The organism is Microbacterium pullorum (genome assembly GCF_014836535.1).
Lineage (GTDB): Bacteria > Actinomycetota > Actinomycetes > Actinomycetales > Microbacteriaceae > Microbacterium > Microbacterium pullorum.
Genome location: NZ_JACSQP010000014.1, coordinates 1 through 24,519, shown reverse-complemented (window position 1 = coordinate 24,519; position 24,519 = coordinate 1). Strand labels below are relative to the sequence as shown.

Below are 24,519 nucleotides of genomic sequence, written 5' to 3'. Positions count from 1 at the left end.
TTGGGCACAATGACATCCTTCCAGGGCACCCTCCCGGGCAACCCAACTCAGATGTCACCTACCTGTGCGGCAGACCCCGCCTCAGGACATGCTGGGTTCACTCACCCGTTCGACTACCTCATCAATCGAGGAATCCATGCGTCTGTCCGTCATCGGTTGCGGTTACCTCGGCGCGGTGCACGCGGCGGCGATGGCATCCATCGGCCACGAGGTCGTCGGGATCGATGTCGATGCCCGCAAGATCGCGTCGCTGTCCGCCGGTGAGGCGCCGTTCTTCGAGCCCGAGCTGCAGGAGCTGCTCACCGAGGGCATCGCATCCGGGCGGCTGCGGTTCACCACCGACATGGCCGAGGCCCGCGGCGCAGTGGTGCACTTCGTCGGTGTCGGCACCCCGCAGCAGAAGGACGGCTACGCCGCCGACCTCACCTATGTGAACGCCGCCGTCGACGGGCTGATCCCCTACCTCGCCGCCGGTGACATCGTCGCCGGAAAGTCCACCGTGCCCGTGGGCACCGCAGCCGACCTGGCCGAGCGCGTCACGCCGACGGGTGCGACGCTGGTGTGGAACCCGGAGTTCCTGCGCGAAGGGTTCGCCGTCAAGGACACCATCGACCCCGACCGGCTCGTCGCCGGCGTCCCCGCCGGCCCCGAGGGCGAGCGCGCCGCCGACCTGCTGCGGGAGGTGTACCACCCGTCGGTGACCAAGGGCACCCCGTTCATCGTCACCGACTACGCCACCGCCGAACTGGTCAAAGTCGCCGCGAACGCGTTCCTGGCCACGAAGATCAGCTTCATCAACGCGATGGCCGAGATCGCCGAAGTCACCGGCGCCGACGTCACCACCCTCGCCGACGCGATCGGCCACGACGTGCGCATCGGCCGCCGGTTCCTCGGTGCCGGTATCGGGTTCGGCGGCGGCTGCCTGCCCAAGGACATCCGCGCGTTCGCCGCGCGCGCCGAAGAACTCGGCCGCGGCGAATCCGTGGCGTTCCTGCGCGAAATGGACGCGATCAACATGCGCCGCCGCGACCGTGCCGTCGACCTCGTCGTCCAAGCCCTCGGCGGGTCGGTGTTCAAGAAGAACGTCACCGTCCTGGGCGCGGCGTTCAAACCCCACTCCGACGACATCCGCGACTCCCCCGCCCTCGACGTCGCCGTGCGCCTGCACGGCCTGGGCGCCTGGGTCACCATCACCGACCCCCAGGCCATCGACAACGCCCGCGCCCGCCACCCGCAGCTGAACTACGTCGCCGACCGCGACGAAGCCCTCCGCGGTGCGGATGGGGTGATCGTCGTCACCGAATGGGACGAATACCGCCGCCAGCTCACCCCCGAACACGCGGCATCCCTGGTCACCGGACGCGTCATCGTCGACGGCCGCAACTGCCTCGACGCGGCCGCCTGGCGCGCCGCCGGCTGGCAGTACTACGGGATGGGTCGCCCGTAAGGACGGCGTTTCGTCTCGCTTCGCCCGCTCAACGACCGTGGGACGCCCGTAGGGACGGCGTTTCGTCTCGCTACGCTCGCTCAACGACCGCGGATAACCGGCGGGAAACAGTCCGAAACGACCGCGAAATCTGGCACTGAAAGAGTCCTGACAACCCCCTAGGGACGCGCCGGCGCGACAAGCGCCCGGTGCGTGCGTCGGCAGTCCTCCACCGAGGAAGGACCTGCTTTCGCATGCCTGAAACCACCCTCCCCGCGCGGCCACGTCGCGCCCGCTCCCGAGCGCTGGCGCTGCTGACCGCCGGCCTCGCCGTCTTCGGCGGCTCGCTCGCGCTCGCCCCCGCGGCCCACGCGGCGACCGGCGTGACGGTCACCGCGCCGGGCGCCGTCACGGCGGGCGACACCGTCACCGTGACGATCGCCGGCGACGCCGGTGCCGATCTGTACGCGTACGACCTCACCGTCGCGTACGACCCCGCGCTACTGACCTACGCCGACGCGACGGAGACCTACCCCTCCGGCGGGTACGGCGCCGTGACCGAGACTGCCGACACCGTCACGTTCACGAACACGCGGCTCGGCACCTCCCCCGGACTCGCCGGCGCGCAGGATCTCGTGACGTTCTCGTTCACCGCGGTCGCCTCGGGCGCCGCGACCATCACCCTTGACGCCGCCACCTTTATCGACTCGGCGAGCGCCTCGGAGTCACTCGCCGAGCCCGTGACCGCCACGGTCGAGATCGCCGCACCGGCGGCGCCCACCCCCACACCCACGCCCGCGCCGGGTGCTCCAGGCGCCGGCACTCCGTCCGACGGTGACGGGGCGGACGGTGAGGGCGAGGCATCCGCACCCGTCGGTGCCCCCGCAGGCTCGCTCGCCTCGACCGGTGGCGACGTCGCGATGTGGGTCATCATGGGCGCGGCCGGCGTCGGCCTGCTGGCCCTCGGCGTGGTGCTGCTGGTGCGGCGTCGCCGTGGGGAGGTGCGGGCGTGACCGGGGGAAGCGTGTTTCGTCTCGGGCGCGGTGCGCCGTCGCTCAACGACCGGGGAAGCAACGACCGGGGGGTCCACCAACGGAAGGGAACCATGAACACCACCCGCACTCGCGCCCGCGGGGCGGTCGCCGCAGCCGCCGTGCTGGGGACCGCCGCCGCCACGGCCGTCAGCGTGCCGGCATCCGCCGCGCCCGCCGACACCCTCGCCCCGCTGCTGGCGCCGTACTTCACCGAGCTCGACCTCACCGGGGACGACCAGGTGACCACCGCCGACCTCGAGGCCGCGGCATCCGCCCTCGGCGCGACGAGCGCCAGCGCCGACTGGGCAGACGTCGCGGTCATCGACACCAACGCCGACGGCACCATCACCGTCGCCGACCTCGCCGCCCTCTCGCAGCGGATGATCTACGACGACGGACCGTTCCAGCTCGTCGAGGCCTCGGTGCTCGACATGCAGGCGGCCATGAACGCCGGGGTCACCACCTCGGTCGAGATCACCCAGGGCTACATCGACCGCATCGCCCACTACGACGACGCGCTCGTCGACACTGCCCCCGGCGGCCGCCCGCTCAACTCGATCATCACCGTCGGCTCCGCGGCCCTCGAGGCTGCCGCGGCCGCCGACGCCGAACGCGCCGCCGAGGGGATGACGAGCATGCTGCTGGGCGTGCCCATCGCGGTGAAGGACAACTACAACACCGTCGACATGGTCACCACCGGTGGCTGCGGATGCTGGGACGACAACCAGACCGCCACCGACGCCTTCATGGTGAAGGGCCTGCGCGACGCGGGGGCCGTGATCCTCGCCAAGGCGAGCCTGGACGAATTCGCCTACGGCTTCGCCTCGGAGTTCTCGTCGTTCCAGGAGCCTGGCACCTCCACGCTCGTGGCAAGCCCCTACTTCACCGACCGCACTGCGGGCGGATCCAGCGGCGGCACGGGCGCGGCCATTGCCGCGAACCTGGCGGGCATCGGCTTCGGCACCGACACCGGGGGGTCGATCCGCGTGCCGTCCTCTTACAACCAGCTCGTCGGGGTGCGCCCGACCGTCGGGCTCGCAAGCCGTTACGGCATCGTGCCGCTGGCGCTCAGCCAAGACACCGGCGGCCCCATGACCCGCACCGTACTCGACGCCGCGGTGGCGCTGGACGCCGTCGTCGGCATCGACGCGGCCGATGCCGTGACCGCCCGGCAGCAAGGGCTCGTTCCCGCGTCGTACACCTCGTACCTCGACGCCGGGGCGCTGGACGGTGCCCGCATCGGCTACGTGGCGTCGATGATCCCCACCGAAGCCACCACCGCACGGCTGTGGACCGAGACGAAGGCCACGCTCGAAGCGCTCGGCGCGACCGTCGTCGAGGTGTCGGGTTCGCCCGAGTTCACTACCGTGCTCAACGAGGGCAGCGGCAGCACCGCCGAGTTCAAGCACGATCTCGACGAGTACATCGCCACGCACCTGTCGCCCGCCGTCTCGGCGCGCAGCATCGACGCGATCCTCGAGGGTGGCAACTACGTGGCCGCTCGCACGCGCACGTTCGAGCAGCGCAATGCCGTGACCGCCGAGGACTACGAGGCGTGGGCCGGACCCACCGGTTCGCACACCACGGTGCTTGCCGGCGGCAAGGCGCTCGTCACGGCGATGCTCGACGCACAGGACCTCGACGCCCTCATCTACCCGTCGGGCCGCCCGTACGGCACGCACAGCACCAACCTGCGACTCAGCCCGAACACGGGGATGCCGTCGGTCACCGTGCCGATGGGCCAGGCTTCGGCCACCGAGGCGATCCCCGGGGCGAACGTCAACATCGAGCTGCTCGGTCGCGACTTCGCCGAGGGCACGCTGCTGGGTCTCGCGTACGCCTTCGAGCAGGCCACGCACCACCGCACGGCCCCGGCACTGTACCCGCCGCTGAGCTGACGCCCGCCGGGTCCGGCGGCACGTCCGGCGCCGGACCCGGCCCCACATTCCACGCCGCGCACCTTGCCCCTGACGCGGATCGGCCCATCTGGCACAATCAAACGCATCGAGAACGGACAGCGACGTTCGTTCCCGCCATCGCTAGGGGGGCATATGGCGCACATCGATTCACCGCGAGCCGTCGTGATCGACGACGACGACGACGTGCGGGGGCTGCTGGCCGAGGTGCTCACCAGCGCCGGGTTCGCGGTGACCGCGGTCGACAACGGCACCGATGGGGTCGCGGCGGTGCTCGCGTACCGGCCCGTCGTCACCACCGTCGATGTCAACATGCCCGGCATCGACGGGTTCGAAGTGACCCGTCGCATCCGAGCGACCGGCAACGACACGTATGTGGTGGTGATCACTGCCCTCACCGATGAGGCCGACGCGGTGCTCAGCTTCGGAGTGGGTGCCGACGACGTCGTGGTCAAGCCCTTTCGTGTGCGCGAGCTGCGCGCGCGGTTTCTCGCGCTGCTGCGCCGCCCGCGCGCCACCGACGGCGACGGCACCGGCACCCGACACGGCGAGCGCACGGCATCGCTCGACCGGCCCGGGGCGCCGCCCGAGCGGTTCGACGGCCTGCTGCTCGACCGCGACACCCGCACCGTCTCGGTCGACGCCGCCGAGGTCACCCTCACCCGCACCGAGTTCGACCTGCTCGCCACTCTTCTCGAGTCGGGACGCCGCGTGCGCAGCAAAGCCGACCTGGTGCTGACCCTGCACGACGAGACCTACCTCGACCCGGCGAAGGTGAGCGATGCCGACGAGCGCGCGATCGAGGCGCACATGACCAACCTGCGCCGCAAGCTCGGCGACAGCCCCGCGCAACCACGGTTCATCGAGACGGTGCGCGGAGCCGGCTACCGCTCGGTCGCGGCGCACGCCGACGCGGTACCCGAAGACGCCGAGCCGTAGTCGCGGGATCGATACACTGGCCCCATGGCGGAGCCCCCGATCCCCGATGCGCCGCCGCGCGACCATACGGCGCCCAGCCGGTGGAACGACCCCCGCACCCGGTCGATCTGGCAGTGGCAGCTGGTGCTGGGCGTCGCGGTCGCCGCCATCACCGTGGTCATCGTGCTGCTCACCCCGCAGGCGTTCGCCCAGCCCGTGTTCACCGCCGGCGTCGTGCTGATCGTGGTGGTGAGCGGGCTCACCCTCGCCGTGCCGTGGCATCGCGTAGGTCACGCCACGGTCGCGCTGGTGCCCGCCGTCGACATCGCCGCGATCGGGCTTCTGGCGTGGGGCAGCGACGGCCAGCTCTCGATCCTGTGGATCTTTCCCATCGCGTGGATCTCCACCTACTACACGCTGCCGTGGCTGGTCGCCGCGCTCAGCGAGATCGCCGTCATCCTCACGGTCGACGTGCTGCTCACCTCGGTCACCCCCGCGCGCGCGGTGCACCTCATGGTGGTGCTGCTGGCGCTGGTGTTCATCGGCGTGACCATCACCACCGGCTCCCGGCGCACGCGCGCGTTCAGTCGTCTGCTCGAACGCCAGTTCGCCCAGCTCGAGCTGACCCTGCGCCGCGTCGAGACGCAGGAGAAGCGGGCCCTCGCACTGTTCAACTCCGTCGACACCGGCCTCGCGCGCGTCGACCGACGCGGCGTGATCCGAGCCGCGAACGACGCCTACCGGCGCCTCTACTCGATCGACGACGTCTCACACGCGCACCCCGCGGCCGCCGTGGAGTACGACGGGTACCGAGGTGAGCCTCTGCCCCCGCACGAGACGATGGTGGCCCGGGCGGCCCGCGGCGAGATCTTCACCGACCACCGCATCTGGCTGTTCGACACGTCGGGGCAGTGGCGTGCGCTGGACGTGTCGACCAGCGCAGTGGGCTCCACCCCCGACGAGCCCGAGGTGACCCTGCTGACGGTGCGCGACACGACGGCGGCCGTCAAGGCGCAGGAAGAGAAGAAGACGCTCACCAGCGTCGTCTCGCACGAACTGCGCAACCCCCTCACGGCGATCGTCGGGCACGTCGACCTGCTGCTGGACCGTGACGACCTGCCGGCCGATGCCATCGAGCGGCTCGAGGTCGTCGAGAACGCCGGCCAGCGCATGCAGCGACTCATCGCGTCGGTGCTCGAGACCAACAAGCCCACCGCACCGCCGGCGCACATCGTCGACCTGCAGCGCATCGCCGCGGCATCGGTCGACGCCTTCCGCCCCGCGGCGCAGACGGCGCAGCTCACGGTCGAAGCGGCCATCGACGGCGATCTGCTCGTCGCCGGAGACGCGTTCCGCCTGCGGCAGGCGGTCGACAACATCATCGGCAACGCCGTGAAGTACACCCCGCGCGGCGGCCACATCAGAGTGGATGCGCGGCGCGTCGACGGGCAGATCCGCTTCGCCGTCTCCGACACCGGCATCGGCATTTCGGCCACCGACGTCGATCGCGTGTTCGAGCCCTACTTCCGCGCAGAGACCGCGCGCGACAGCGGGGTGCCCGGCACAGGCCTGGGCATGGTCATCACCCGCGAGATCGTGCAGCAGCACGGCGGCCGTCTGGCACTGACCAGCGCCCTCGGCCGCGGCACGACCGTGGTCGTGCACCTCGCCGCGCACGGCTCAGAAGGAACCGAATGATCAACTCGAGCATCGGCGTGGTGCTGGTCGCCCTGTCCACCGTCAACACCGCCGTCATCGTCGGGCTCGGGTTCTTCCACCGTCCCAGCCGCGCGAGCGCCCTCTGGGCCTTCGCCTTCAGCCTCGCCATGATCACGTCGTACGGGTGGGTCGCCGCCGATGCGCAGGGGTCGGTGACCCTGCGCGCCGCATGCGCGGCGGTCATGGTGGGATCCACCGTGTTCATCTGGGCCGGCCTGCGCGTGCGCCGCGGCGTGCAGGCTACCTCCGAGCTCATCGCCGTCGTCTTCACGCTCGTGTGCGCCGTCGCCATGTCGGCGACCGCGGGCACGCCGGCGTTCCCCCTCGTCTTCCGCGCCGTCTTCGTGGCGGCGGCGGTGTTCGCCGCCCTGACGCTGACCGAACTGGTGCGCCTCGGGCCGCGCTGGCGTCACGAGACGCTGCCGCTGGCCGTGGCTTCGGCGGGCTTCATCATCTTCGGTGCCATCGCCGTCGTCGACGGCGTCATCCAGGTCGTGCACCCGCCCGTGGGCGGCCCCGCCGACGGGCTGGAGCTGCTGCGCGACCTCAACTCGATGGCATCCATCGTGTACGGCACCGCCGCCGTCATCAGCCTGCTGCTGCTGACCCGCGCCGACACCCCGGCGTCGAGCACCCCGGTGGCGCAGACCCCCTTCAGAGCCGTCGCCGAAGACCGGCTGCGCCGCGCGCAGGCCGCCGGCGACCGATGGTGGTGCGTGCTCGAGATCCGCCTCGACGACCCGGTCGACCTTCGCGAGGCGTTCAGCGCCGGCGAGTTCGCCCGCATCGCCGACCGATTCGCCCGTGACGTCAGCGCCGTGCTGCCTCCCGACGCCGACCTCGAGCGGCAGGGTGACGACACCGTCGTGGTGCTGCTGCCCCGCCCCGAAGGCGCCGTGCGTCCCCTGCTCTCACGCCTGCTCGACCAGGTCGCCACCCCCGATCCGACGCAGCCCCTCGCCGCGCGGGTGTCGGCCAGCATCGGGTGGGCCAGCGTCGACACCGTCGGCTACGACCTCGACGAGCTGCTGCATGCCGCCCACGCCGCCGCCATGCAGGCGCGCCGCAGCGGCGGCGACCGCTGGGAGCGCGTGATGACCACCATCGACTCGGCCACGCCGTGACCCGGGCCGGCAAGGGCTCCCGTGTGCCCACCCGCCGCGCGTCGACGCACCGCGCCAGTCGGCCTCGGCGCCCGCTCCCCCGGCGCCTGGTCATCGCCCTGCTCGCGATCGCCGGCGTCGTCGTGCTCGCCGCCCTCATCACCGTCGCCACCCTCATCACCCGCGGCGTGCAGGCGCTGATGCTGCAGCCCCCCGGCGTCGAGACGACCATCGTCGCGGCCAACGATTCGACCGCGGCGCGGGCAGCCGCCGATGCCGCGGCCTCCGCCGAGGCCCGCGCCGCCGCCGCCTACCTCGCCGACCAGCCGACCGCCTACTGGCTCACCCCCGAGCGCGACCCGATCGGCGACGTGTGGGGCCGCATCGCCCACCTCGCCGAACAGGCGCGCGATCAGGACGCGGCGCTCGCGGTCGTCGTGTACGGCCTGCCCGGGCGCGATTGCGGCAACTTCTCGTCGGGTGGACTCGACGAAGCCGACTACGCCACCTGGACGGGCGAGATCGGCGAAGCGCTCGCCAACGCCCGCGACCTGCAGCGCATCGTCGTGCTCGAGCCCGACAGCCTGGCCCTTGCCCCCGAGTGCGGCAACCTGCCGGACCGCACCCGCCAGCTCACCACCGCCGTCGAGGCGCTGTCGGGGTCGGACGCGTGGATCTACCTCGACGGCGGCCACTCGACATGGCACGAACCCGGCACGATGGCCGGCATCATCGCCCAGACCGGACTGCTCGATCGCGTGCGCGGCTTCGCCACCAACGTGTCGAACTACAACCACGCGGCGGCGGAGTTCGACTACGCCCACGCCGTGGCCGCGGCGCTCGGCGGCGGCCACGCCCTCATCGACACCTCGCGCAGCGGCGCCGGCAGCGGCGGCGTGTGGTGCAACGCCCGAAATCGCCTCGTCGGCGAGCCCGGCGGCACCTTCGGTGACGAGGTGGTCGACACCAACCTGTGGATCAAACCTCCCGGCGAAAGCGACGGATCATGCAACGGCGGTCCCGCCGCCGGCGCCTGGTGGCCGGATGCCGCGATCGAGCTGACCCGCGACGTGCGCTGAGCCGCGCCGCTCGTGTGTAGTCTGAGGACCATCACCGCGTCCCCGAGGTTTGCATCCACATGACTGACTCCATCAGCCCGCCGAAGACGGCGGTGATCGTCGAGGACGATCCCGACATCCGCCACCTTCTGGCCGAGGTTCTGGAGGCCATGGGATTCTCGACGGTCTCGGTCGGCAACGGCATCGACGGGGTGCAGGCGGTGCTGTCGTACCAGCCCCTCATCACGACCCTCGACGTCACCATGCCCGGCATCGACGGCTTCGAGGCCGCGCGCCGCATCCGGGCCAAGAGCGACACGTACATCATCATGCTCACCGGCCTCGAAGAAGAGGCGGATGTCGTGCTGGGCTTCGGCTCGGGCGCCGACGAGTACATCAACAAGCCGTTCCGGCCCCGCGAACTGCGCGCGCGCATCGAGGCGCTGCTGCGGCGCCCGCGCCTGGCATCCACCACCCCGGGTACGCCCCGCCAAGACCAGGTGGGCCCGTCGTTCCCCGGCGCGCGCCCGGCGACCTCCGCCATTCCGGTGACGCGCCCCGCCGACCAGGCCCCGCCGCCGCAGGCGCCGCAGCCTCCGGTGGAGTACATCTCGGCTCCGGTGCCGCCGACCTTCCCCTCGGACGCCGGATCGACCACGATCGTGCTGTCGCCGCAGGCCGGTGCTCAGCTGCAGCCGCACGTCACGCTCGGGCCGGCCGCGCTGAGCCACCGGGACCTCGAGCTCGACCCCGAGAGCCGCATCGCGGTGATCGCGGGCGTGGAACTCGACCTCACCCGCACCGAGTTCGACCTGCTGTCCACCCTCATGGAATCCAAGCGGCGGGTGCGCAGCAAGGCCGACCTGACCCTCGTGCTGCGCGGCGAGTCGTACGTGACGAGCTACTTCGTCGGCGAAGCCGACAAGCGGGCGATCGAGGCGCACATGACGAACCTGCGCCGCAAGCTCGGCGACAACCCCGCCAACCCCCGCTACATCGAGACGGTGCGCGGGGTCGGCTATCGCATGACGTCCGAGGTCGCAGCCTAGGCAGACGGCCGGGTCAGACCTTGTAGCCCTGGTGGCGGCGCAGCAGCTTGAACACCATCGTGAGGGTCTGCAGCACCGTCACGACGCCCACGACCGGCCAGCCGATCCAGAGGATCGTCGACTGCACCAGGGGGCCGAGCATCATCCAGATGATGCTCATCGCCACGATCACCACGACCAGCAGCACGAGCGGCAGCCAGTGCGCCGATCCGCCGCCGCGCTCGGCCTTGGCCTGCATCGCCCAGTTGTCGACCTTCTTGCGCGAGAGGAACCGGGTCCACGAGCGCAGGAAGTGGCTGATGCGCACCCACATGAAGATCTCCGCCGGCAGCATGAGTCCGGCGAACAGCAGGTCGCGGCTGTTGCGGTTCTTCATCGTCGCGGCGATGCGCAGGTTCAGCAGCACCGCCACCACGGGCGGGATGAGCCACAGCGGCGAGAAGACGAACGCGCCGATCGACAGCGACCCCGCGAGCAGCGTGAGGAACGCCACGCGCACGAAGAGGTTCGTGAGCATGCCGAAGTTCTCCCACCAGCGCAGGCGCAGGTTGGGGTGGAACGGCTGGCCCTTGGTGTCGCCGCGCTGGCCCGGCCACATCAGCTCGATCGAGCCGTACGTCCACTTGACCTGCTGCGCGTCGTAGCCGCGCAGGGTCGTCATGCCGCCGACGTCGGCGCGCGCGTAGGGGCTGATCTTGGTGAGGTAGCCGGCGCTCTTGATCTGCAGCGACAGCAGTGAGTCCTCGACCTCGCTGTCTTTGACCCACGGGGTCGACTGCCGGTTCTCCTTCATCACCTCGCGCAGCGCCGTGGTGGAGAAGATGGAGAACTGGCCGCCGAGCACGGCCATGTTGCGCCCGCGCAGCAGGTTCTGCAGGTTGAATGCGGCGAACTGCGTGCGCTGACCGGCGATGAGGAACTTGCCGACGAGACCCTTGATGGGTCGGTCGTCGATCGAGTAGATCGCCGAGATGCCGCCGATGCGCGAGTCCGACACCGCCTCGATCTCGAGGTACTCCACCGCACGCGGGTCGGCGATGGTGTCGCCGTCGACGCCCAGCAGGTAGTCGTAGCCCTCCACGAGCGCATAGCCGTAGTTGAGCGCGCCGACCTTCTTGTCGGGGTTCTTACCGATGTCGTGCACGAACACCTCGGTGAACTGCTCGCCGAGATCAGTGATGATCTCGTGCGGACCGGCGTACTCCGAGGCGATCTTGACGGTGGCATCCGAGGTGTTGTTGACGACCACGTGGATGACGTCGGGCACCCGGGTCTGATCGAGCAGCCCCTGGATGACGGCGCCGATCGACTCTTCCTCGTTGTACGCGGGGATGACGCAGCCGATGGTCGAGCGGTGCCCCGTGGAGTCCTCGAGCACCGAGGCGAAGTCGTCGGCGAACCCGTGTACGGGGACGAGATCGGCGGATGCCGAGTCGTGCGACAGCGGCGAGGTCACGGCGCCTGCTCCTCGGTGGTGGTGTCGGCGGTGTCGGTGGCCTCGGCCTGCGGGAAGATCGCGATCGGGAGCTGGTGGTACACGGTCTGCTGCCCGAACGACGTGTCGTCGTTGGCGGTGCCCTCGACCCAGATCGTCAGCTGGAACTGCAGCGTCACGCCGAAGGTGTCGGGCGGCAGCTGGTGGATCGTCGTCTCGGGCACGTGCAGACCGCCCTGGAAGCTGTTCAGCAGCAGCCCCCGGTCGGACCGCAGGGTGTCGGTCGGCACGAGCGTGCGCGGGTCGGCGGCGAACTGGAAGGGCGTGGAGACCTGACCGCCGGTCTGCGCGGTCTGCGACGTGATCGCGATCTGGGAGATGTACACGCGGCGCTTCTGGGTGAGCACCGCCTTCTCGTCGACCCGGCTGTCGTGCACGTTGACGGCGAAGCCGAAGGTCTTCTCCCCCATCGGCATCCACTCGTGGGTGCGCTTGGGATCGGCGGCCCAGACATCCAGGCGCACCTCGAGACCGTCGGCCACTTCGGACGAGAGCGCGACCGATCCGTCATAGGTGAACTGCGAGTCGAACTCCAGGCCCGGTGCGGCCGTCGACTGCGCCGGCTCGGGCACGCGATCGGCAGCGCCCGCGGAGGCACCGTTGAACGTGTCGACGAGCTGCGCGCAGCCGGTCAGCGGCAGCGCCGCAGCAGCGATGATCGCGGCCCCCGCCAGCAGGCGGGCGCGACGGGACGAACGGGAAACAGACATGGCGGTACCGGGTTTCGCGAGGAGGCGCACGAACGCGCGAACGGGATGCCGCCTCGGCCGATGGGCTCATCTGTGATGGCGACGTGTGAAGTCTATGACCGCGACACCCCCCGGAACCGGCCGATTCCGGGGGCCTTGGCGGTTCCTTGGGGGTTTCTTGCGGTGACGGGTTGCGGTGGCCTCAGTCGTCGGCTGCGGGGGACGCCGCGATGGCCACCGTCAGCACGTCGGTGGCGGTCTGCTTGGCGAACTCGGTGGAGGTCGGCGTCGTCTGCACGAGGAAGTCGTAGCGCAGCTGCACCTCGACGAAGGTGGCTTCGGCCGGGACCGCACCCACCGTGAACGTCTGCGAGTAGCTGTAGGGGCTCAGCACCAGGTACCCGGGGTTCACCGTCGCGGCATCGGCCTGGGTCTCGAGGGCATCGAACATCTCGGCCGCGTTGCCGGGCACGGCGATCATGGTGGCCTTCTGCAGGTACACCTTCTGGCCGTCGTCGGGGGTCACCGTGGTGACCATCGACATGCTCACGGGTTTGAGTGCCTCCGCGGTCCAGCGATCCATCGACAGGTCCGACCAGTAGTCGACCGTCGCGGCGACGGCGCCGGCCGTCAGCTCGCGCTGGGTGCTGCCGCCGGAGAGGTCGTTCGAGACCGGCGGCGCCACCGGTGCCGCACTGGTGGCCTTTGGCTCATCTTGAGCTTCGGTCCAGGGCGCCGGGCCGCAGCCGGTGAGCGCGACGAGTGCGAGCGCGGCCGAAGCCGTCACCGCCATCGCACGAATGCGGTCTCGACGCATGTCATTCCTCCTGTTGCGGCCTCTCGCCAGTCTAGGTGCCCACCCTCAGGCGACCCGTCGGCGCGGTGCGATTGGGAAATCGGTATCCGCAGTAATGGCTCAGGTTTGGCGCAAGACGCGCAAGCCCCGGGAGGTGCCGGTTTCAATGACGGAGTGGCGATTGGGGGATTGCCACACAGGGGGGTAGCTGTCAGCCGGCCGTGAGCTGGGGGGTCCGGCCGGCTGCAGCATCCCGATCCGGGTCCGCGCGCCACGAGACGTTCGAGGGCTACGCCGCACCCTTCGCGCGCATCATCGACGGCTCCGCCGTCACGAGGATCGGCAGGTGATCGCTGAGCCCCTGCGGCAGCGTCTTGACCCGCTCGATGTCGAATCCCACCGAGGTGGCGAAGTCGTAGTGGCCGCGGAAGAACTTGTAGCGCGTGTACGTGCGCGCATCGCTCAGCGTCAGCTCGTACCCCTGGGCGCGCACCTTCTGGCCGAGGCTCTCTTTGAACACCGGATAGTTGTAGTCGCCGACCATCAGAATCGGCAGTCCTTCGCCGAGGTCGGCGAGCTCGGTGAGCGCGGCCTTGATCTGGTGGCGACGGAGGGAATTGAGCGCCGTGAGCGGGGCCGCGTGGAACGAGGCCACGATCACTTCGCGGTTGTTGTCGATGTCGCGCAGCCGCACGCCCAGCATGCGCTCCTCTGCGGGTTTGAGCACCCGGTCGTGCAGCGACTTCTTCAGCGACATCGACCGCGCCTCGATCGCACGGAAGGTGTTGGCCCGGTAGTAGACCGCCAGGCCCAGCCGGTTGCGATGCGTGGCATCGGCCAGCTGCAGGCCGCCGATCTGATCGGGCAGGCCGGCGGTGACGGCTTCTTGCAGACAGAGCACGTCGGCGCCGTGTCGTTCGACGAGGTCGGTCAGCTCGCCGGCGGCCCGGTGTTTGCGGAGGTTGTACGAGATCACCCTCATGGTGCCCTCAGCGTATGCCCGCACCCTGGTGCGCGGGTGGAGGTTGCGCGTGTGCCCGCTGGGAGGATATGCGCCGCGGCTACTCGGCGTCGCGGCGATTGCGGGTCTGCACGGCGCGGGCGGCGAGCAGGTCGTCGGCGGGGTAGCCCACCTCGGTGAGGGTGAGACCGCGCGCGGCGAGCACCTTGAACTCGCTCGTGCGCACCCCCTCGTCGCGCAGCTCGACCACGTCGCGGGGGTGCAGCCGCCCCTCCCCCACGGCGACGCAGGCCCCCACGAGCGCCCGCACCATGCTGTGGCAGAACGCGTCGGCGCGCACGTGCGCGACGACGGTGCCCTGCGCGTCGCGGCGCCAGTCGAACTGCAGCAGCGTGCGGATGGTCGTGGCCTCGTCGCGGGGCTTGCAGTACGCCGCGAAGTCGTGCAGACCCACGAGCGAGCGGGCGGCGGCATCCATCGCCGCGACGTCGAGGCTCGCGCGCACCGTCGTGGTGCGGTGTCGCTCGAGCGGGTCGTACCCGGTCTCGGTGTCGGCGATGCGGTACTCGTAACGGCGGCTGGTGGCCGAGAAGCGGGCGTCGAAGCCCTCGGGGGCGATGCTCGTGCGTCGCACGACGACGTCGGGGTACTGGCCCAGCACCCCCGCGACGCGCCCGGCCAGGGCCGCGACCGCGTCGACGGCGTCACCCGCGCCGGCGGCGTCTGCGGCCTGCGCGCCGTCTCCCCCCGCCTCGCGGTCGCGGCGGCGAGCGCGACGGGCGCGCAGCCGCGCGACCTGCTCGTCGTCGAGGTCGAGGTGGGCGACCTGGCCGCTCGCGTGCACGCCGGCATCGGTGCGGCCGGCCACCACGAGTCGGGGCGAGCCGCCCAGGATGCGCGTCACGGCATCCTCGATCGTGCCCTGCACCGTGCGCAGGCCGGGCTGGCGGGCCCAGCCGCGAAAATGCGTGCCGTCGTAGGCGATGTCGAGGCGGATGCGCACCCCGCAAGCCTACTCAGCCGGCCGTGGGGATCGGGGTGTAGGCGCGGCGTCAGCGCGAGACGACCGTGACGGTCGCGAGCCGCTGCAGCACCTCGTGGCTGATCGAGCCGAGCAGGAACCGCGTGACGGCGTTGCGCCCGTGCGTGCCGATGACGGCGAGCTTGGCGTCGGCGGCGAGCGTGTTGATCACGGCGGAGGGGTAGCCCTTCACCGCGCGCGCGTCGATCACGAGGTCGGGGTACTGCGCGCGCAGACCCCCCAGCGACAGGGCGAGGTTCTCCTCGGCGGTGCGCTGCATGTTCGACAGGTACAGCTCGGGGTAGACCATCGCGGAGTTGCGGGGAGCGCTGACCGGCGTCCACACCGAGACCGCGATGAGGGGCTCGCCGAGGCGGTCGGCCTCCGCGGCGGCGAAGGCGATGGCCCCCTCCGACACGGGCGACCCGTCGACGCCGACGACGACGCCGGTGCGGTCGTGGATGTCGATGTCGGGAACGACGACGACCGGGCATTTGGCGCCGGCGACGATGCGGATGCCGTGTGCCCCGCGTGCCGGCCCCGCACCGGGACCGCGGTAGTCGCTGCCGATGACCAGCAGCGCGGCCTGCGCGGAGGCCTCGTTCAGCACGTTCACGGGATTGCCCGCCGCGACGCGCGTCGTGACGCGCACGCCGGCGTCGGAGATGCGGGCGGCCTCCTCGTCGAGCATGCGCCGGGTCGCATCCAGCACGGTCTCCATGACCGAGCCCTCGCCGACGGCGCCGATCGCCCCGCCCACGACGCTCACCAGCTCGATCTGCTGGCGTCGGTGGACCGCACGGCGCACCGCCCAGTCGATCGCCCGCTTGGTCACCGACGCCTCGGTCACACCGACAACGATCGTGTCACTCATGTCATCCTCCGTCGGATCCACCTGCTTCTCTCAGCCTATGACCGAAGGCCGGCGCTGGGCAGGGCGGCGGCGGGTTCTGCCGCGACGCCGCCCGTTTGCGGGGTCGTGCGGGACCCCCGACGTAGACTGGAGAGATCTTTCCCGGGCAGGCGCGACGCGCTGCCCGCGGCATCCTCCGCCTGACTTCTGCGAGCTGTAGTGAACGCACCGACGACTTCGCGCGCCCCGCACTTCGCGGGCCTCGATGGCCTGCGCGCGATCGCGGTGACCCTCGTGGTGGTCTACCACCTGTTCCCCGCGTGGGGGCTCACGAGCGGGTTCCTGGGCGTCGACGTCTTCTTCGTGATCTCGGGCTTCCTCATCACGAGCCTGCTGCTGCGCGAGCACACCGCCACCGGCCGCATCCGCCTCACCGACTTCTGGCGCCGGCGCGCACGGCGCCTGCTCCCGGCGCTCGCGCTGGTGGTCACGGTGTGCGCCACCGCCGCCTGGCTCGTGGGAGCCGATCTGCTGGTGGGGATCGGCGGACAGATCGCGGGAGCGGCGACGTTCTCGTACAACTGGGTGTCGATCGCCACGGGCGGCGACTACTTCGCCACGACCGCGCCGGAGCTGTTCCGCAACCTCTGGTCGCTCGCGGTGGAGGAGCAGTTCTACCTGCTGTGGCCCCTCGTGCTGTCCCTGTTCCTGCGGGCGCGGCGCCGCGTGGTGCGGGTGACTGCCGCCCTCGTGCTCGCCGCGGCATCCATCGTCTGGGCCGTTGCGCTCACCCTGGGCGGCGGGGATGCCACGCGGGTGTACTTCGGCACCGACACCCACGCGTTCGGCCTGCTGCTGGGCGTCGCGCTCGCCTTCGCCGCGCAGCGGGCGATGCCGTCGTGGCTCACCCGTAGGGCGTCGCCTGCCGTCACGGGAGTCGCCGGTGTGGTGGCGGTGGCGGGCATGGTGGGATCGGCGTTCCTGCCGCCGCTGGCGGGCGCTGCGACCTATCCGGGCGTGCTCGTGGTGGCATCCGTGCTCACCGTGATCGCGATCGCCTGCGGCATCGTCCCCCACTCGTGGTTCGGGCGCGCGCTCGACGCCGCGCCGCTGCGCTGGGTGGGCGTGCGCTCGTACGGCATCTACCTCTGGCATTGGCCGGTCGTCGTGCTGCTCACGCACGCGGCGACGGGCGGCGCACCGGATGCCGCGACGCCGCTGTGGATCGGTGCGCTCGCCCTCGCGATCTCACTCGCCGCCGCCGCCGCGTCGTACCGCTGGGTGGAGATGCCCATCCGCCGCCACGGCCTCGTGGGATCGCTGCGGGCGCTGCGCGGAGGGGTGTCTGGCTCGCCGCAGCGCCGGTTCGGTGCGGCGGCTGCCGTGCTGGTGGGCGCACTGGCACTCGGTGGCACGACGGCTGCCGTGGCATCGGCACCCGACGAGACGACCGCCGCGGCCGCGGTCGAGGCGGGGCGCAAGGCGCTGGAGGAGGCGGGTGAGGCCGGGGCGGGCGAGGGTCCCGGGGCGGCGGATGGGGCCGCGGCCGATGCGGCCGAGGGGACCGACGACGCACCGCCTTCCATCACGGGCGACCAGATCACCGCCGTGGGCGACTCGGTCATGCTGGCATCCGCGCCGGCGCTGCTCGCGCGCTACCCGGGCATCGCGATCGACGCCGCCGTGTCGCGATCGATGTGGTCGGCGCCGGACATCCTGCGCGATCTCGCCGCTCACGACGCGCTGCGCCCCGTCGTGGTCGTAGGCCTCGGCACCAACGGAGCGGTCTCGCGGGCGGCGCTGCGGGAGATCACCAGGATCGTCGGATCGGATCGGCAACTGGTGCTCGTCGACGCCCACGCGCCGCGGGAGTGGATCGACGACGTCAACAGCGATCTGCGCGACTTCGCCCGAGGCCGCGGAAACGTCGCCGTCGCCGACTGGAGCGGCGCGATCGCCGGGCGCACCGATCTGCTCGCCGGCGACGGCGTGCACCCCGGGCCGACCGCCGCGCAGGTCTACGCCGATGCGGTCGCCCAGACCATCGATCACCTGAACGCCGGCCACGACGCGTACCGAGAGCGAGTCGCCAAGCGCGAGCACGCCCCCGGCCCCCGCCAGTACATGTCCCCCGAGTAGCCGCGCCGCGCCCGCGGCCGCGTCCACCCCCATCCGCCGAGAAACCACTTCTCGGGCGAAACACCACGCGGTGCGGTGTTTCCCACCCGGAAAGTGGTTTCTCGCAGGCGCAGGCGCAGGCGCACGGGTCGCAGACCCACAGGCTCACAGGGCGCAGCCGCGCGCAACGGATGCCGGTCCGCCCCCGCCCGCGACGGACGCCCGCACGGCGCACGGCGCACGACGCACCGCGCACGGCGCCCGGTCCCGGCATCCACCCCCATCCGCCGAGAAACCACTTCTCGGGCGAAACACCACGCGGTGCGGTGTTTCCGACCCGGAAAGTGGTTTCTCACCGGCGCGCAGGGCGCACCGGCGCGCAGGGCGCAGCCGCGCGCGACGGATGCCGGTGCGTCAGTAGCGACGCACGAGCGCGCGCTCGCGCTCGGTCACGACGAACCCGAGCCGCTCGTACAGCGAGTTCGCTCCGGTCGGGCTCTCGGTGTCGACGTCCAGCACCGCCCGCTCGAGTCCCGCGTCCGCCATCGCGCGCAGCGACCGCGATGCCACGAGCGGGGCGAGCCCGCGGCCGCGGTGCGAACGCACGACGCCGATGAGGTCGATGTAGGCGTGGGAGGCGCCGAGCGTGGCCCAGTCGTCTTCGTTCACCGAGGCGAGGCAGAACGCCACGATCCGGTCGCCGTCGAGCGCAAGGGTCGACAGGTCCGGGCGCAGGAACGGCCCACCGACGAACTTCTCCCACCGTTCCGGCGTGGTCGGCAGGCTCCCCCAATGGTCGCGGAACGCGTCGTTGCGCGCCGCGAGGGCATCGAGCGCACGGTCGGCGGTGTACGGCACCAGCGCGATCCCCTCCGGGGTTGCACGCTCGGCGACGGGCGCCGACAGGTCACGCTCCATCGACGCGAACCAGCGGTCCACGTGGAATCCGCGGCGCCCGGCGATGGTCACGGCATCGTGCTCGTACTCGCCGGCGTGCAGCCGCACCTCCCCCGGCAGCGTCGACCCCGACGCCGCGAGCTGCTGCAGTGCGCGGGCGTGCTGCCACTCCAGCAGCGCCGTGCCGATGCCGCGGCGGCGCCACTGCGGATGCACACCGCCCTGCAGGTCGATCTGGATGCGCACCTCCTGCGAGGGGTGCACGAACGAGCTGCCGACCGCGACGGGGGTGCCGTCGTGCGCGAAGCCCAGCACGGTGTCACGCGAGTGGTCGATGTGGGACAGCTCGAAGGTGTCCGCGACATCCTGACGCGGCGTCGTCCACGACGGGTGATCGACGAGGTCGGCGGCGACGATCACGCAGTGGATCGCGTCGATGTCGTGCGCCGTCGCGGGACGCCAGGTCACGGCATCCGGGTGGTGCGGAAGGGCGGGCTCGGGCGTCGGGCCGATACGTTCGGCGAGGGTCAGTTGGCTCACCGATCCACCCTACGTGCGCACCCGGCGACGCAGCGAGGCCCGCCCCCGGCGAACCGGGTGCGGGCCTCGATGTGCATGTCGAGCGGACTCGACGAAGCGATTACTCCGACTTGGCGTCGGCGGGCGCCTCGGCGGCGTCCTCCGCAGCAGCCTCAGCGGCGGCGCCCTCTTCCGGCGACTCGGCGCCGGCGTCGGCGGCCTCGTCGGCGGCGGGGGTCTCCGGGGCCTCGGCCTCGGCGGCGGGCTCCTCAGCGGAAGCGGCAGCGGGAGCGGCGGCAGCCGACTTCTTCGCCGACTTCGGCTTCGGGTTCACGGGCTCGAGGACGAGCTCGATGACGGCCATGGGAGCGTTGTCGCCCTTGCGGTTGCCGATCTTCGTGATGCGGGTGTAGCCGCCCTCACGCTCAGCGACCTGGGGAGCGATCTCGGTGAAGAGGGTGTGGACGACCGTCTTGTCACCGATGACCGACAGCACGCGACGGCGTGCGTGCAGGTCGCCGCGCTTGGCGAAGGTGATGAGGCGCTCGGCCAGCGGACGCACGCGCTTGGCCTTGGTCACGGTGGTCGTGATCGAGCCGTGCGTGAACAGGGCGGCCGCGAGGTTCGCGAGAAGCAGGCGCTCGTGGGCGGGGCCGCCTCCGAGGCGGGGACCCTTGGTGGGCTTGGGCATGTCTATAACTCCAGTTGAAAAGAAGAACGGTGCGGATGCCGCGACCGGGCGTTACGCCGTGGTCGCGGCATCCGGTGAATCAGATGCTCTCGTCGTCGTATCCGCCGTAGAAGTGCGCACCGTCGAACCCGGGGACCGAGTCCTTCAGCGACAGGCCGAGGGAGACGAGCTTGTCGCGCACCTCGTCGACCGACTTCTGACCGAAGTTGCGGATGTTCATCAGCTGCGTCTCCGACAGCGCGACGAGCTCCGAAACGGTGTTGATGCCCTCGCGCTTGAGGCAGTTGTACGAACGCACCGACAGGTCGAGGTCCTCGATGGGCATCGACAGTTCGTTCGACAGCACGGTCTCGACCGGCGCGGGGCCGATCTCGATGCCCTCGGCCTCGACGTTCAGCTCGCGGGCGAGACCGAACAGCTCGGTGAGGGTGCGGCCGGCCGAAGCGACGGCGTCGCGCGGGAGCATCGAGGCCTTGGTCTCGACATCGAGCACGAGCTTGTCGAAGTCGGTGCGCTCACCGGCACGCGTCGCGTCGACGCGGTAGCTGACCTTGAGCACCGGCGAGTAGATCGAGTCGATGGGGACGACCCCGGCCTCGGCGTACTCGTTGCGGTTCTGGGTCGCCGAGACGTAGCCGCGGCCACGCTCGATCGTCAGCTCCAGCTCGAACTTGGCGGTGTCGTTGAGGGTCGCGATGACCAGCTCGGGGTTGTGCACCTCGACACCGGCCGGAGCCGAGATGTCGGCCGCCGTGACCTCGCCGGCGCCCGTCTTGCGCAGGTATGCCGTGATGGGCTCATCGCGCTCGCTCGAGACGACGAGCTGCTTGATGTTGAGGATGATCTCGGTGACATCCTCCTTGACACCGGGGATGGTGCTGAACTCGTGCAGCACGCCGTCGATGCGGATGCTGGTGACGGCCGCTCCGGGGATCGACGACAGCAGGCTGCGGCGCAGCGCGTTGCCGATCGTGTATCCGAAACCGGGCTCCAGCGGCTCGATGATGAACCGGCTGCGGAACTCGCCGATCTTCTCCTCGGTCAGAGTGGGACGCTGTGCAATGAGCACGATGTGTTCCTTTCGATCACGTGACCGCTATATGACACGTGGGTGTGTGAGGTGTTGAGTTGTATCGACGGATGCCGCGCATCGCGGAATCCGGAAATCGTGCGCCCGTCGGTCCACGAGACCGGGCCGCGCGTGATCGCGGGGCCCGGTCTCGTGAGCCTGACGAAGCTCAAACGCGGCGGCGCTTGGGCGGACGGCAGCCGTTGTGCGCCTGCGGGGTGACGTCCTGGATGGACCCCACCTCGAGGCCGGCGGCCGTCAGCGAGCGGATCGCGGTCTCACGGCCCGAACCCGGACCCTTCACGAAGACGTCGACCTTCTTGACGCCGTGCTCCTGAGCCTGACGCGCAGCCGACTCCGCAGCCATGCCTGCGGCATAGGGGGTCGACTTGCGCGAGCCCTTGAAGCCCACGCCACCGGACGAAGCCCAGCTGATGACGGCGCCGGACGGGTCGGTGATCGAGACGATCGTGTTGTTGAACGTCGACTTGATGTGGGCGTGGCCCAGTGCGATGTTCTTCTTTTCCTTGCGGCGCGGCTTGCGCGCGGCGCTCTTGGCCTGTGCCATGTTCTGCGTTCTCCCTAAATCCTGGGGCGCCGGCGGAGGCCTAGCGCGCCTTCTTCTTGCCGGCGACCGTGCGCTTGGGACCCTTGCGGGTACGCGCGTTGGTCTTGGTGCGCTGGCCGCGCACCGGCAGGCCGCGGCGGTGGCGCACGCCCTCGTACGAGCCGATCTCGATCTTGCGGCGGATGTCGGCGGCCACCTCGCGGCGGAGGTCACCCTCCACCTTGTAGTTGCCCTCGATGTGATCGCGGAGCGTGACGAGCTGGTCGTCGGTGAGGTCCTTGACGCGGATGTTCCCGTCGATGCCGGTGGCGGCGAGGATCTCGTTCGAACGGGTACGGCCAACGCCGTAGATGTAGGTCAGGGCGATGATCACGCGCTTATCGCGCGGGATGTCGACGCCGGCAAGACGTGCCATGCGACTCTCCTAGGAGTGAGTGGAGGTGTGGAACAGGATCGGTGCCCGGGCCTCCGCCCCGAGGTGTCCCCTCTTGCGAGGTTCTGATCCTGCCGTGTGATCTGTTCAGTTGTACGTCTGCGGGATGGGATGCCGCGGCATCCCGTCGATCAGCCCTGGCGCTGCTTGTGGCGCGGGTTGGACTTGCAGATGACCATCACGCGCCCGTGGCGGCGAATCACCTTGCAGTGATCGCAGATGGGCTTGACGGAGGGGTTGACCTTCATGATTCTTCCTGTTCGCTGTCTTCACCGGGCAGGATGCACCGGCATCCTGGGGTGTTACTTCTCGACCGGTCGTGCGCGAGTGGTCTAGCGGTAGCGGTAGACGATGCGGCCGCGCGTGAGGTCGTAGGGGCTGAGCTCCACGACCACGCGGTCCTCGGGGATGATGCGGATGTAGTTCTGCCGCATCTTGCCCGAGATCGTCGCGAGCACCTTGTGTCCGTTGCTGAGCTCAACGCGGAACATCGCGTTGGGCAGAGCCTCGGAGATCACGCCCTCGATCTCGATGACACCGTCTTTCTTCGCCATACGCTCGCTTACAGTCATGCGGACCGGTCGGTCTGCGGTGGATGGGATTAGTGCGGCGACACGCCAAAACAGGCGCAACGCACCAAAGAACAAGCATACGTGGTAGGTGGCCGTGCGGCAACTCGGGCGTGTCGGCGCGTCGCGCGCCTGCGCCCGCGCGCCTTGCCGCGCGTTCCCGCGCCTTCCCGCGCCTTCCCGCGCGTTCCCGCGCCTTCCCGCGCCTTGCCGCGCCTTCCCGCGAGAAACCACTTCTCGGCCGAGACGCCACGCGGTGCGGTGTTTCCTTGCCGGAATGTGGTTTGTCGCGGTCGGGCGGGCGCAGGGCGGCGTGGAGCGGCGTGCGGACGGCGGCCGGCGGACGGGCAGCCGACCGGCCGCGGGCGGGCGCGGGCATTCGGGGTCCCGGGGGTTCCTCCCCAGGCGCGGGGCGGGGCGGGTTGGTCCGGATCGGGGGCGGGCGGCGAACGGCGGATGCCGCGACCGCGCATCCTGGGCGCATGACAGCGCCGCTCATCGCCCCCTCCCCCGTACTCCTCACCGCTCAGGCCGAGGCCGATGCCGCGGGCTTCCGCGTCCGCGCGGGTGCCGACTATGTGCGGGTGCGCGCCGGGATGTACGCGCCCCGCGACCAGTGGCGGCGCCTCGAACCCTGGGAGCGCTATCGCGCGCGGGTGCACGCGTTCCACCGCGCCCACCCCGACGCGGTCCTCGCGTACGAGGCCGCTGCGGTCATGCTCGGGCTTCCGGTATTCGGGGAACCCCGCGACATCCACGTGTACGACCCGGCCCGCACCCGGTCACGCCGGTTCGGCGACGTCTGCGTGCACACCACCTCCTCCCCGCGTCCGGTCGAACTCCGCGACGGTGTGCTGCTCACGACCCCGGCGGCCACCGCCGTGGACCTCATGCGGGTGCTGCCGCCCGCCTTCGGGCTCGCTGTCGCCGACGCGGTGCTTTCCCGCGGTCGGGGCGACGCGGCATCCGCAGCCGACCTGCGCGGGGTCGCCGACGCGCAGTGCACCCGCCGTGGGCGCGCGCGCATCGCGCTGCTGCTGCCGATGGTCGAGCCTCGCTCGGAATCCGTCGGCGAGACCGTGAGCCGCGCCGTGGCGAGCTGGCTCGGCTATGAGGACCCTGAAGGTCGAGTTCTCCGCCGAGGGCCACAGCGACCGGGTGGACTTCTTCTGGCGCCGCGCGCGCACCATCGGCGAGTCCGACGGCTACGGCAAGTACGCCGGCACCGACGTGGCCGACACTGTCGCTCGCGTCGTGAGCGAGAAGCAGCGCGAGGATCGCCTGCGCCGCCAGGTGCGGGCCTTCACCCGCTGGGATTGGGCCGCGACGATGCGCGTGGACCCGCTCGACGAGCGCCTGGCGCGCGCCGGCATCGCCCGGGTGCGACCGCCGCAGCACGCGCTGCTGGCCACGCTGCGGCACCACCCGCGCTCCCTCCGCACGTGAGAAACCACTTCTCGGGTGACACACCACGCGGTGCATGGTGTCTCGCCCGAGAAGTGGTTTCTCAGCGGAATGGCGGATGCCGCGGGCGCGCGGCGCCGCGGGCGCCCGGCGCCGCCGGCGGGGGCACGCGGCGGGCGCGCCGCCCGCCCGGCGGGCGCGCCGCGCGGCGGG

23 protein-coding genes are annotated in these 24,519 nt (G+C 70.9%); 10 read left to right on the top strand and 13 right to left on the bottom strand.

What is annotated here, in order from left to right; all coding sequences use genetic code 11:
* Window positions 1–136: 136 nt before the first annotated feature.
* The 8 genes from H9651_RS14460 (at window position 137) to H9651_RS14425 (ending at window position 10,223) form a co-directional block, all read left to right on the top strand.
* On the top strand, window positions 137–1,447 hold the full coding sequence (locus H9651_RS14460) for a UDP-glucose dehydrogenase family protein (RefSeq protein ID WP_191720032.1): 1,311 nt from the start codon (window positions 137–139) through the stop codon (window positions 1,445–1,447).
* Window positions 1,448–1,680: 233 nt separating this feature from the next.
* Entirely contained in the window at window positions 1,681–2,439 is a 759-nt protein-coding gene (locus tag H9651_RS14455) for a cohesin domain-containing protein (protein WP_191720031.1), read from the top strand.
* 92 nt (window positions 2,440–2,531) lie between these two features.
* Entirely contained in the window at window positions 2,532–4,358 is a 1,827-nt protein-coding gene (locus tag H9651_RS14450; RefSeq protein ID WP_191720030.1) for an amidase family protein, read from the top strand.
* A gap of 153 nt (window positions 4,359–4,511) precedes the next feature.
* Window positions 4,512–5,315 carry a response regulator transcription factor gene (locus H9651_RS14445; protein ID WP_191720029.1) on the top strand — a complete coding sequence of 268 codons (804 nt, stop codon included), beginning with the start codon at window positions 4,512–4,514 and terminating at the stop codon, window positions 5,313–5,315.
* A gap of 24 nt (window positions 5,316–5,339) precedes the next feature.
* Window positions 5,340–6,992 carry a sensor histidine kinase gene (locus H9651_RS14440; RefSeq protein WP_191720028.1) on the top strand — a complete coding sequence of 551 codons (1,653 nt, stop codon included), beginning with the start codon at window positions 5,340–5,342 and terminating at the stop codon, window positions 6,990–6,992.
* Window positions 6,989–8,137 carry a diguanylate cyclase domain-containing protein gene (locus H9651_RS14435; protein ID WP_191720027.1) on the top strand — a complete coding sequence of 383 codons (1,149 nt, stop codon included), beginning with the start codon at window positions 6,989–6,991 and terminating at the stop codon, window positions 8,135–8,137. The genes H9651_RS14440 and H9651_RS14435 overlap by 4 nt, the downstream gene beginning before the upstream one ends.
* The gene (locus H9651_RS14430; protein WP_318244893.1) at window positions 8,134–9,195 is read left to right on the top strand and encodes a glycoside hydrolase family 6 protein; all 1,062 of its coding nucleotides are present in this window, start codon (window positions 8,134–8,136) and stop codon (window positions 9,193–9,195) included. Before H9651_RS14435 ends, H9651_RS14430 begins: the two co-directional genes overlap by 4 nt.
* 59 nt (window positions 9,196–9,254) lie before the next feature.
* Entirely contained in the window at window positions 9,255–10,223 is a 969-nt protein-coding gene (locus tag H9651_RS14425; protein WP_191720026.1) for a response regulator transcription factor, read from the top strand.
* A 13-nt stretch (window positions 10,224–10,236) separates the two neighbouring features.
* On the opposite strand, the gene H9651_RS14420 is transcribed toward H9651_RS14425, so the two are convergent.
* The 6 genes from H9651_RS14420 to H9651_RS14395 form a co-directional block, all read right to left on the bottom strand.
* Window positions 10,237–11,679 (bottom strand): glycosyltransferase family 2 protein, encoded by a 1,443-nt coding sequence (locus tag H9651_RS14420; protein WP_191720025.1) that lies wholly within the window; start codon window positions 11,677–11,679, stop codon window positions 10,237–10,239.
* On the bottom strand, window positions 11,676–12,428 hold the full coding sequence (locus H9651_RS14415) for a fructose 1,6-bisphosphatase (protein WP_225216840.1): 753 nt from the start codon (window positions 12,426–12,428) through the stop codon (window positions 11,676–11,678). The genes H9651_RS14420 and H9651_RS14415 overlap by 4 nt, the downstream gene beginning before the upstream one ends.
* A gap of 181 nt (window positions 12,429–12,609) precedes the next feature.
* Complete coding sequence (locus H9651_RS14410) at window positions 12,610–13,224, bottom strand: hypothetical protein (RefSeq protein ID WP_225216839.1); 615 nt, start codon at window positions 13,222–13,224, stop codon at window positions 12,610–12,612.
* Window positions 13,225–13,492: 268 nt separating this feature from the next.
* Entirely contained in the window at window positions 13,493–14,185 is a 693-nt protein-coding gene (locus H9651_RS14405) for an endonuclease/exonuclease/phosphatase family protein (RefSeq protein ID WP_191720024.1), read from the bottom strand.
* 79 nt (window positions 14,186–14,264) lie between these two features.
* On the bottom strand, window positions 14,265–15,167 hold the full coding sequence (truA, locus tag H9651_RS14400; RefSeq protein WP_191720023.1) for a tRNA pseudouridine(38-40) synthase TruA: 903 nt from the start codon (window positions 15,165–15,167) through the stop codon (window positions 14,265–14,267).
* A 49-nt stretch (window positions 15,168–15,216) separates the two neighbouring features.
* On the bottom strand, window positions 15,217–16,059 hold the full coding sequence (locus tag H9651_RS14395; protein WP_191720022.1) for a universal stress protein: 843 nt from the start codon (window positions 16,057–16,059) through the stop codon (window positions 15,217–15,219).
* Window positions 16,060–16,257: 198 nt separating this feature from the next.
* On the opposite strand from H9651_RS14395, the gene H9651_RS14390 reads away from it, so the two are divergent.
* Window positions 16,258–18,177 carry an acyltransferase family protein gene (locus tag H9651_RS14390; RefSeq protein ID WP_191720021.1) on the top strand — a complete coding sequence of 640 codons (1,920 nt, stop codon included), beginning with the start codon at window positions 16,258–16,260 and terminating at the stop codon, window positions 18,175–18,177.
* Between the two features lie 393 nt (window positions 18,178–18,570).
* On the opposite strand, the gene H9651_RS14385 is transcribed toward H9651_RS14390, so the two are convergent.
* The 7 genes from H9651_RS14385 to infA form a co-directional block, all read right to left on the bottom strand.
* Window positions 18,571–19,593, bottom strand: a complete 1,023-nt coding sequence (locus H9651_RS14385) for a GNAT family N-acetyltransferase (protein WP_191720020.1) — start codon at window positions 19,591–19,593, stop codon at window positions 18,571–18,573.
* Between the two features lie 100 nt (window positions 19,594–19,693).
* Window positions 19,694–20,263 carry a 50S ribosomal protein L17 gene (gene rplQ / locus H9651_RS14380; RefSeq protein ID WP_191720019.1) on the bottom strand — a complete coding sequence of 190 codons (570 nt, stop codon included), beginning with the start codon at window positions 20,261–20,263 and terminating at the stop codon, window positions 19,694–19,696.
* Between the two features lie 79 nt (window positions 20,264–20,342).
* Window positions 20,343–21,332: a DNA-directed RNA polymerase subunit alpha gene (locus H9651_RS14375; RefSeq protein ID WP_191720018.1), complete on the bottom strand. Its 990-nt coding sequence runs from the start codon at window positions 21,330–21,332 to the stop codon at window positions 20,343–20,345.
* A 169-nt stretch (window positions 21,333–21,501) separates the two neighbouring features.
* Complete coding sequence (gene rpsK / locus H9651_RS14370; protein ID WP_023954078.1) at window positions 21,502–21,900, bottom strand: 30S ribosomal protein S11; 399 nt, start codon at window positions 21,898–21,900, stop codon at window positions 21,502–21,504.
* Between the two features lie 40 nt (window positions 21,901–21,940).
* Complete coding sequence (gene rpsM, locus H9651_RS14365; protein WP_191720017.1) at window positions 21,941–22,315, bottom strand: 30S ribosomal protein S13; 375 nt, start codon at window positions 22,313–22,315, stop codon at window positions 21,941–21,943.
* A 149-nt stretch (window positions 22,316–22,464) separates the two neighbouring features.
* On the bottom strand, window positions 22,465–22,581 hold the full coding sequence (gene rpmJ, locus H9651_RS14360) for a 50S ribosomal protein L36 (protein WP_005050492.1): 117 nt from the start codon (window positions 22,579–22,581) through the stop codon (window positions 22,465–22,467).
* Between the two features lie 84 nt (window positions 22,582–22,665).
* Entirely contained in the window at window positions 22,666–22,887 is a 222-nt protein-coding gene (gene infA, locus H9651_RS14355) for a translation initiation factor IF-1 (protein WP_017201569.1), read from the bottom strand.
* Window positions 22,888–24,012: 1,125 nt separating this feature from the next.
* Here infA and H9651_RS14350 point away from each other — a divergent pair.
* Complete coding sequence (locus H9651_RS14350; protein ID WP_191720016.1) at window positions 24,013–24,348, top strand: hypothetical protein; 336 nt, start codon at window positions 24,013–24,015, stop codon at window positions 24,346–24,348.
* Window positions 24,349–24,519: the final 171 nt, after the last annotated feature.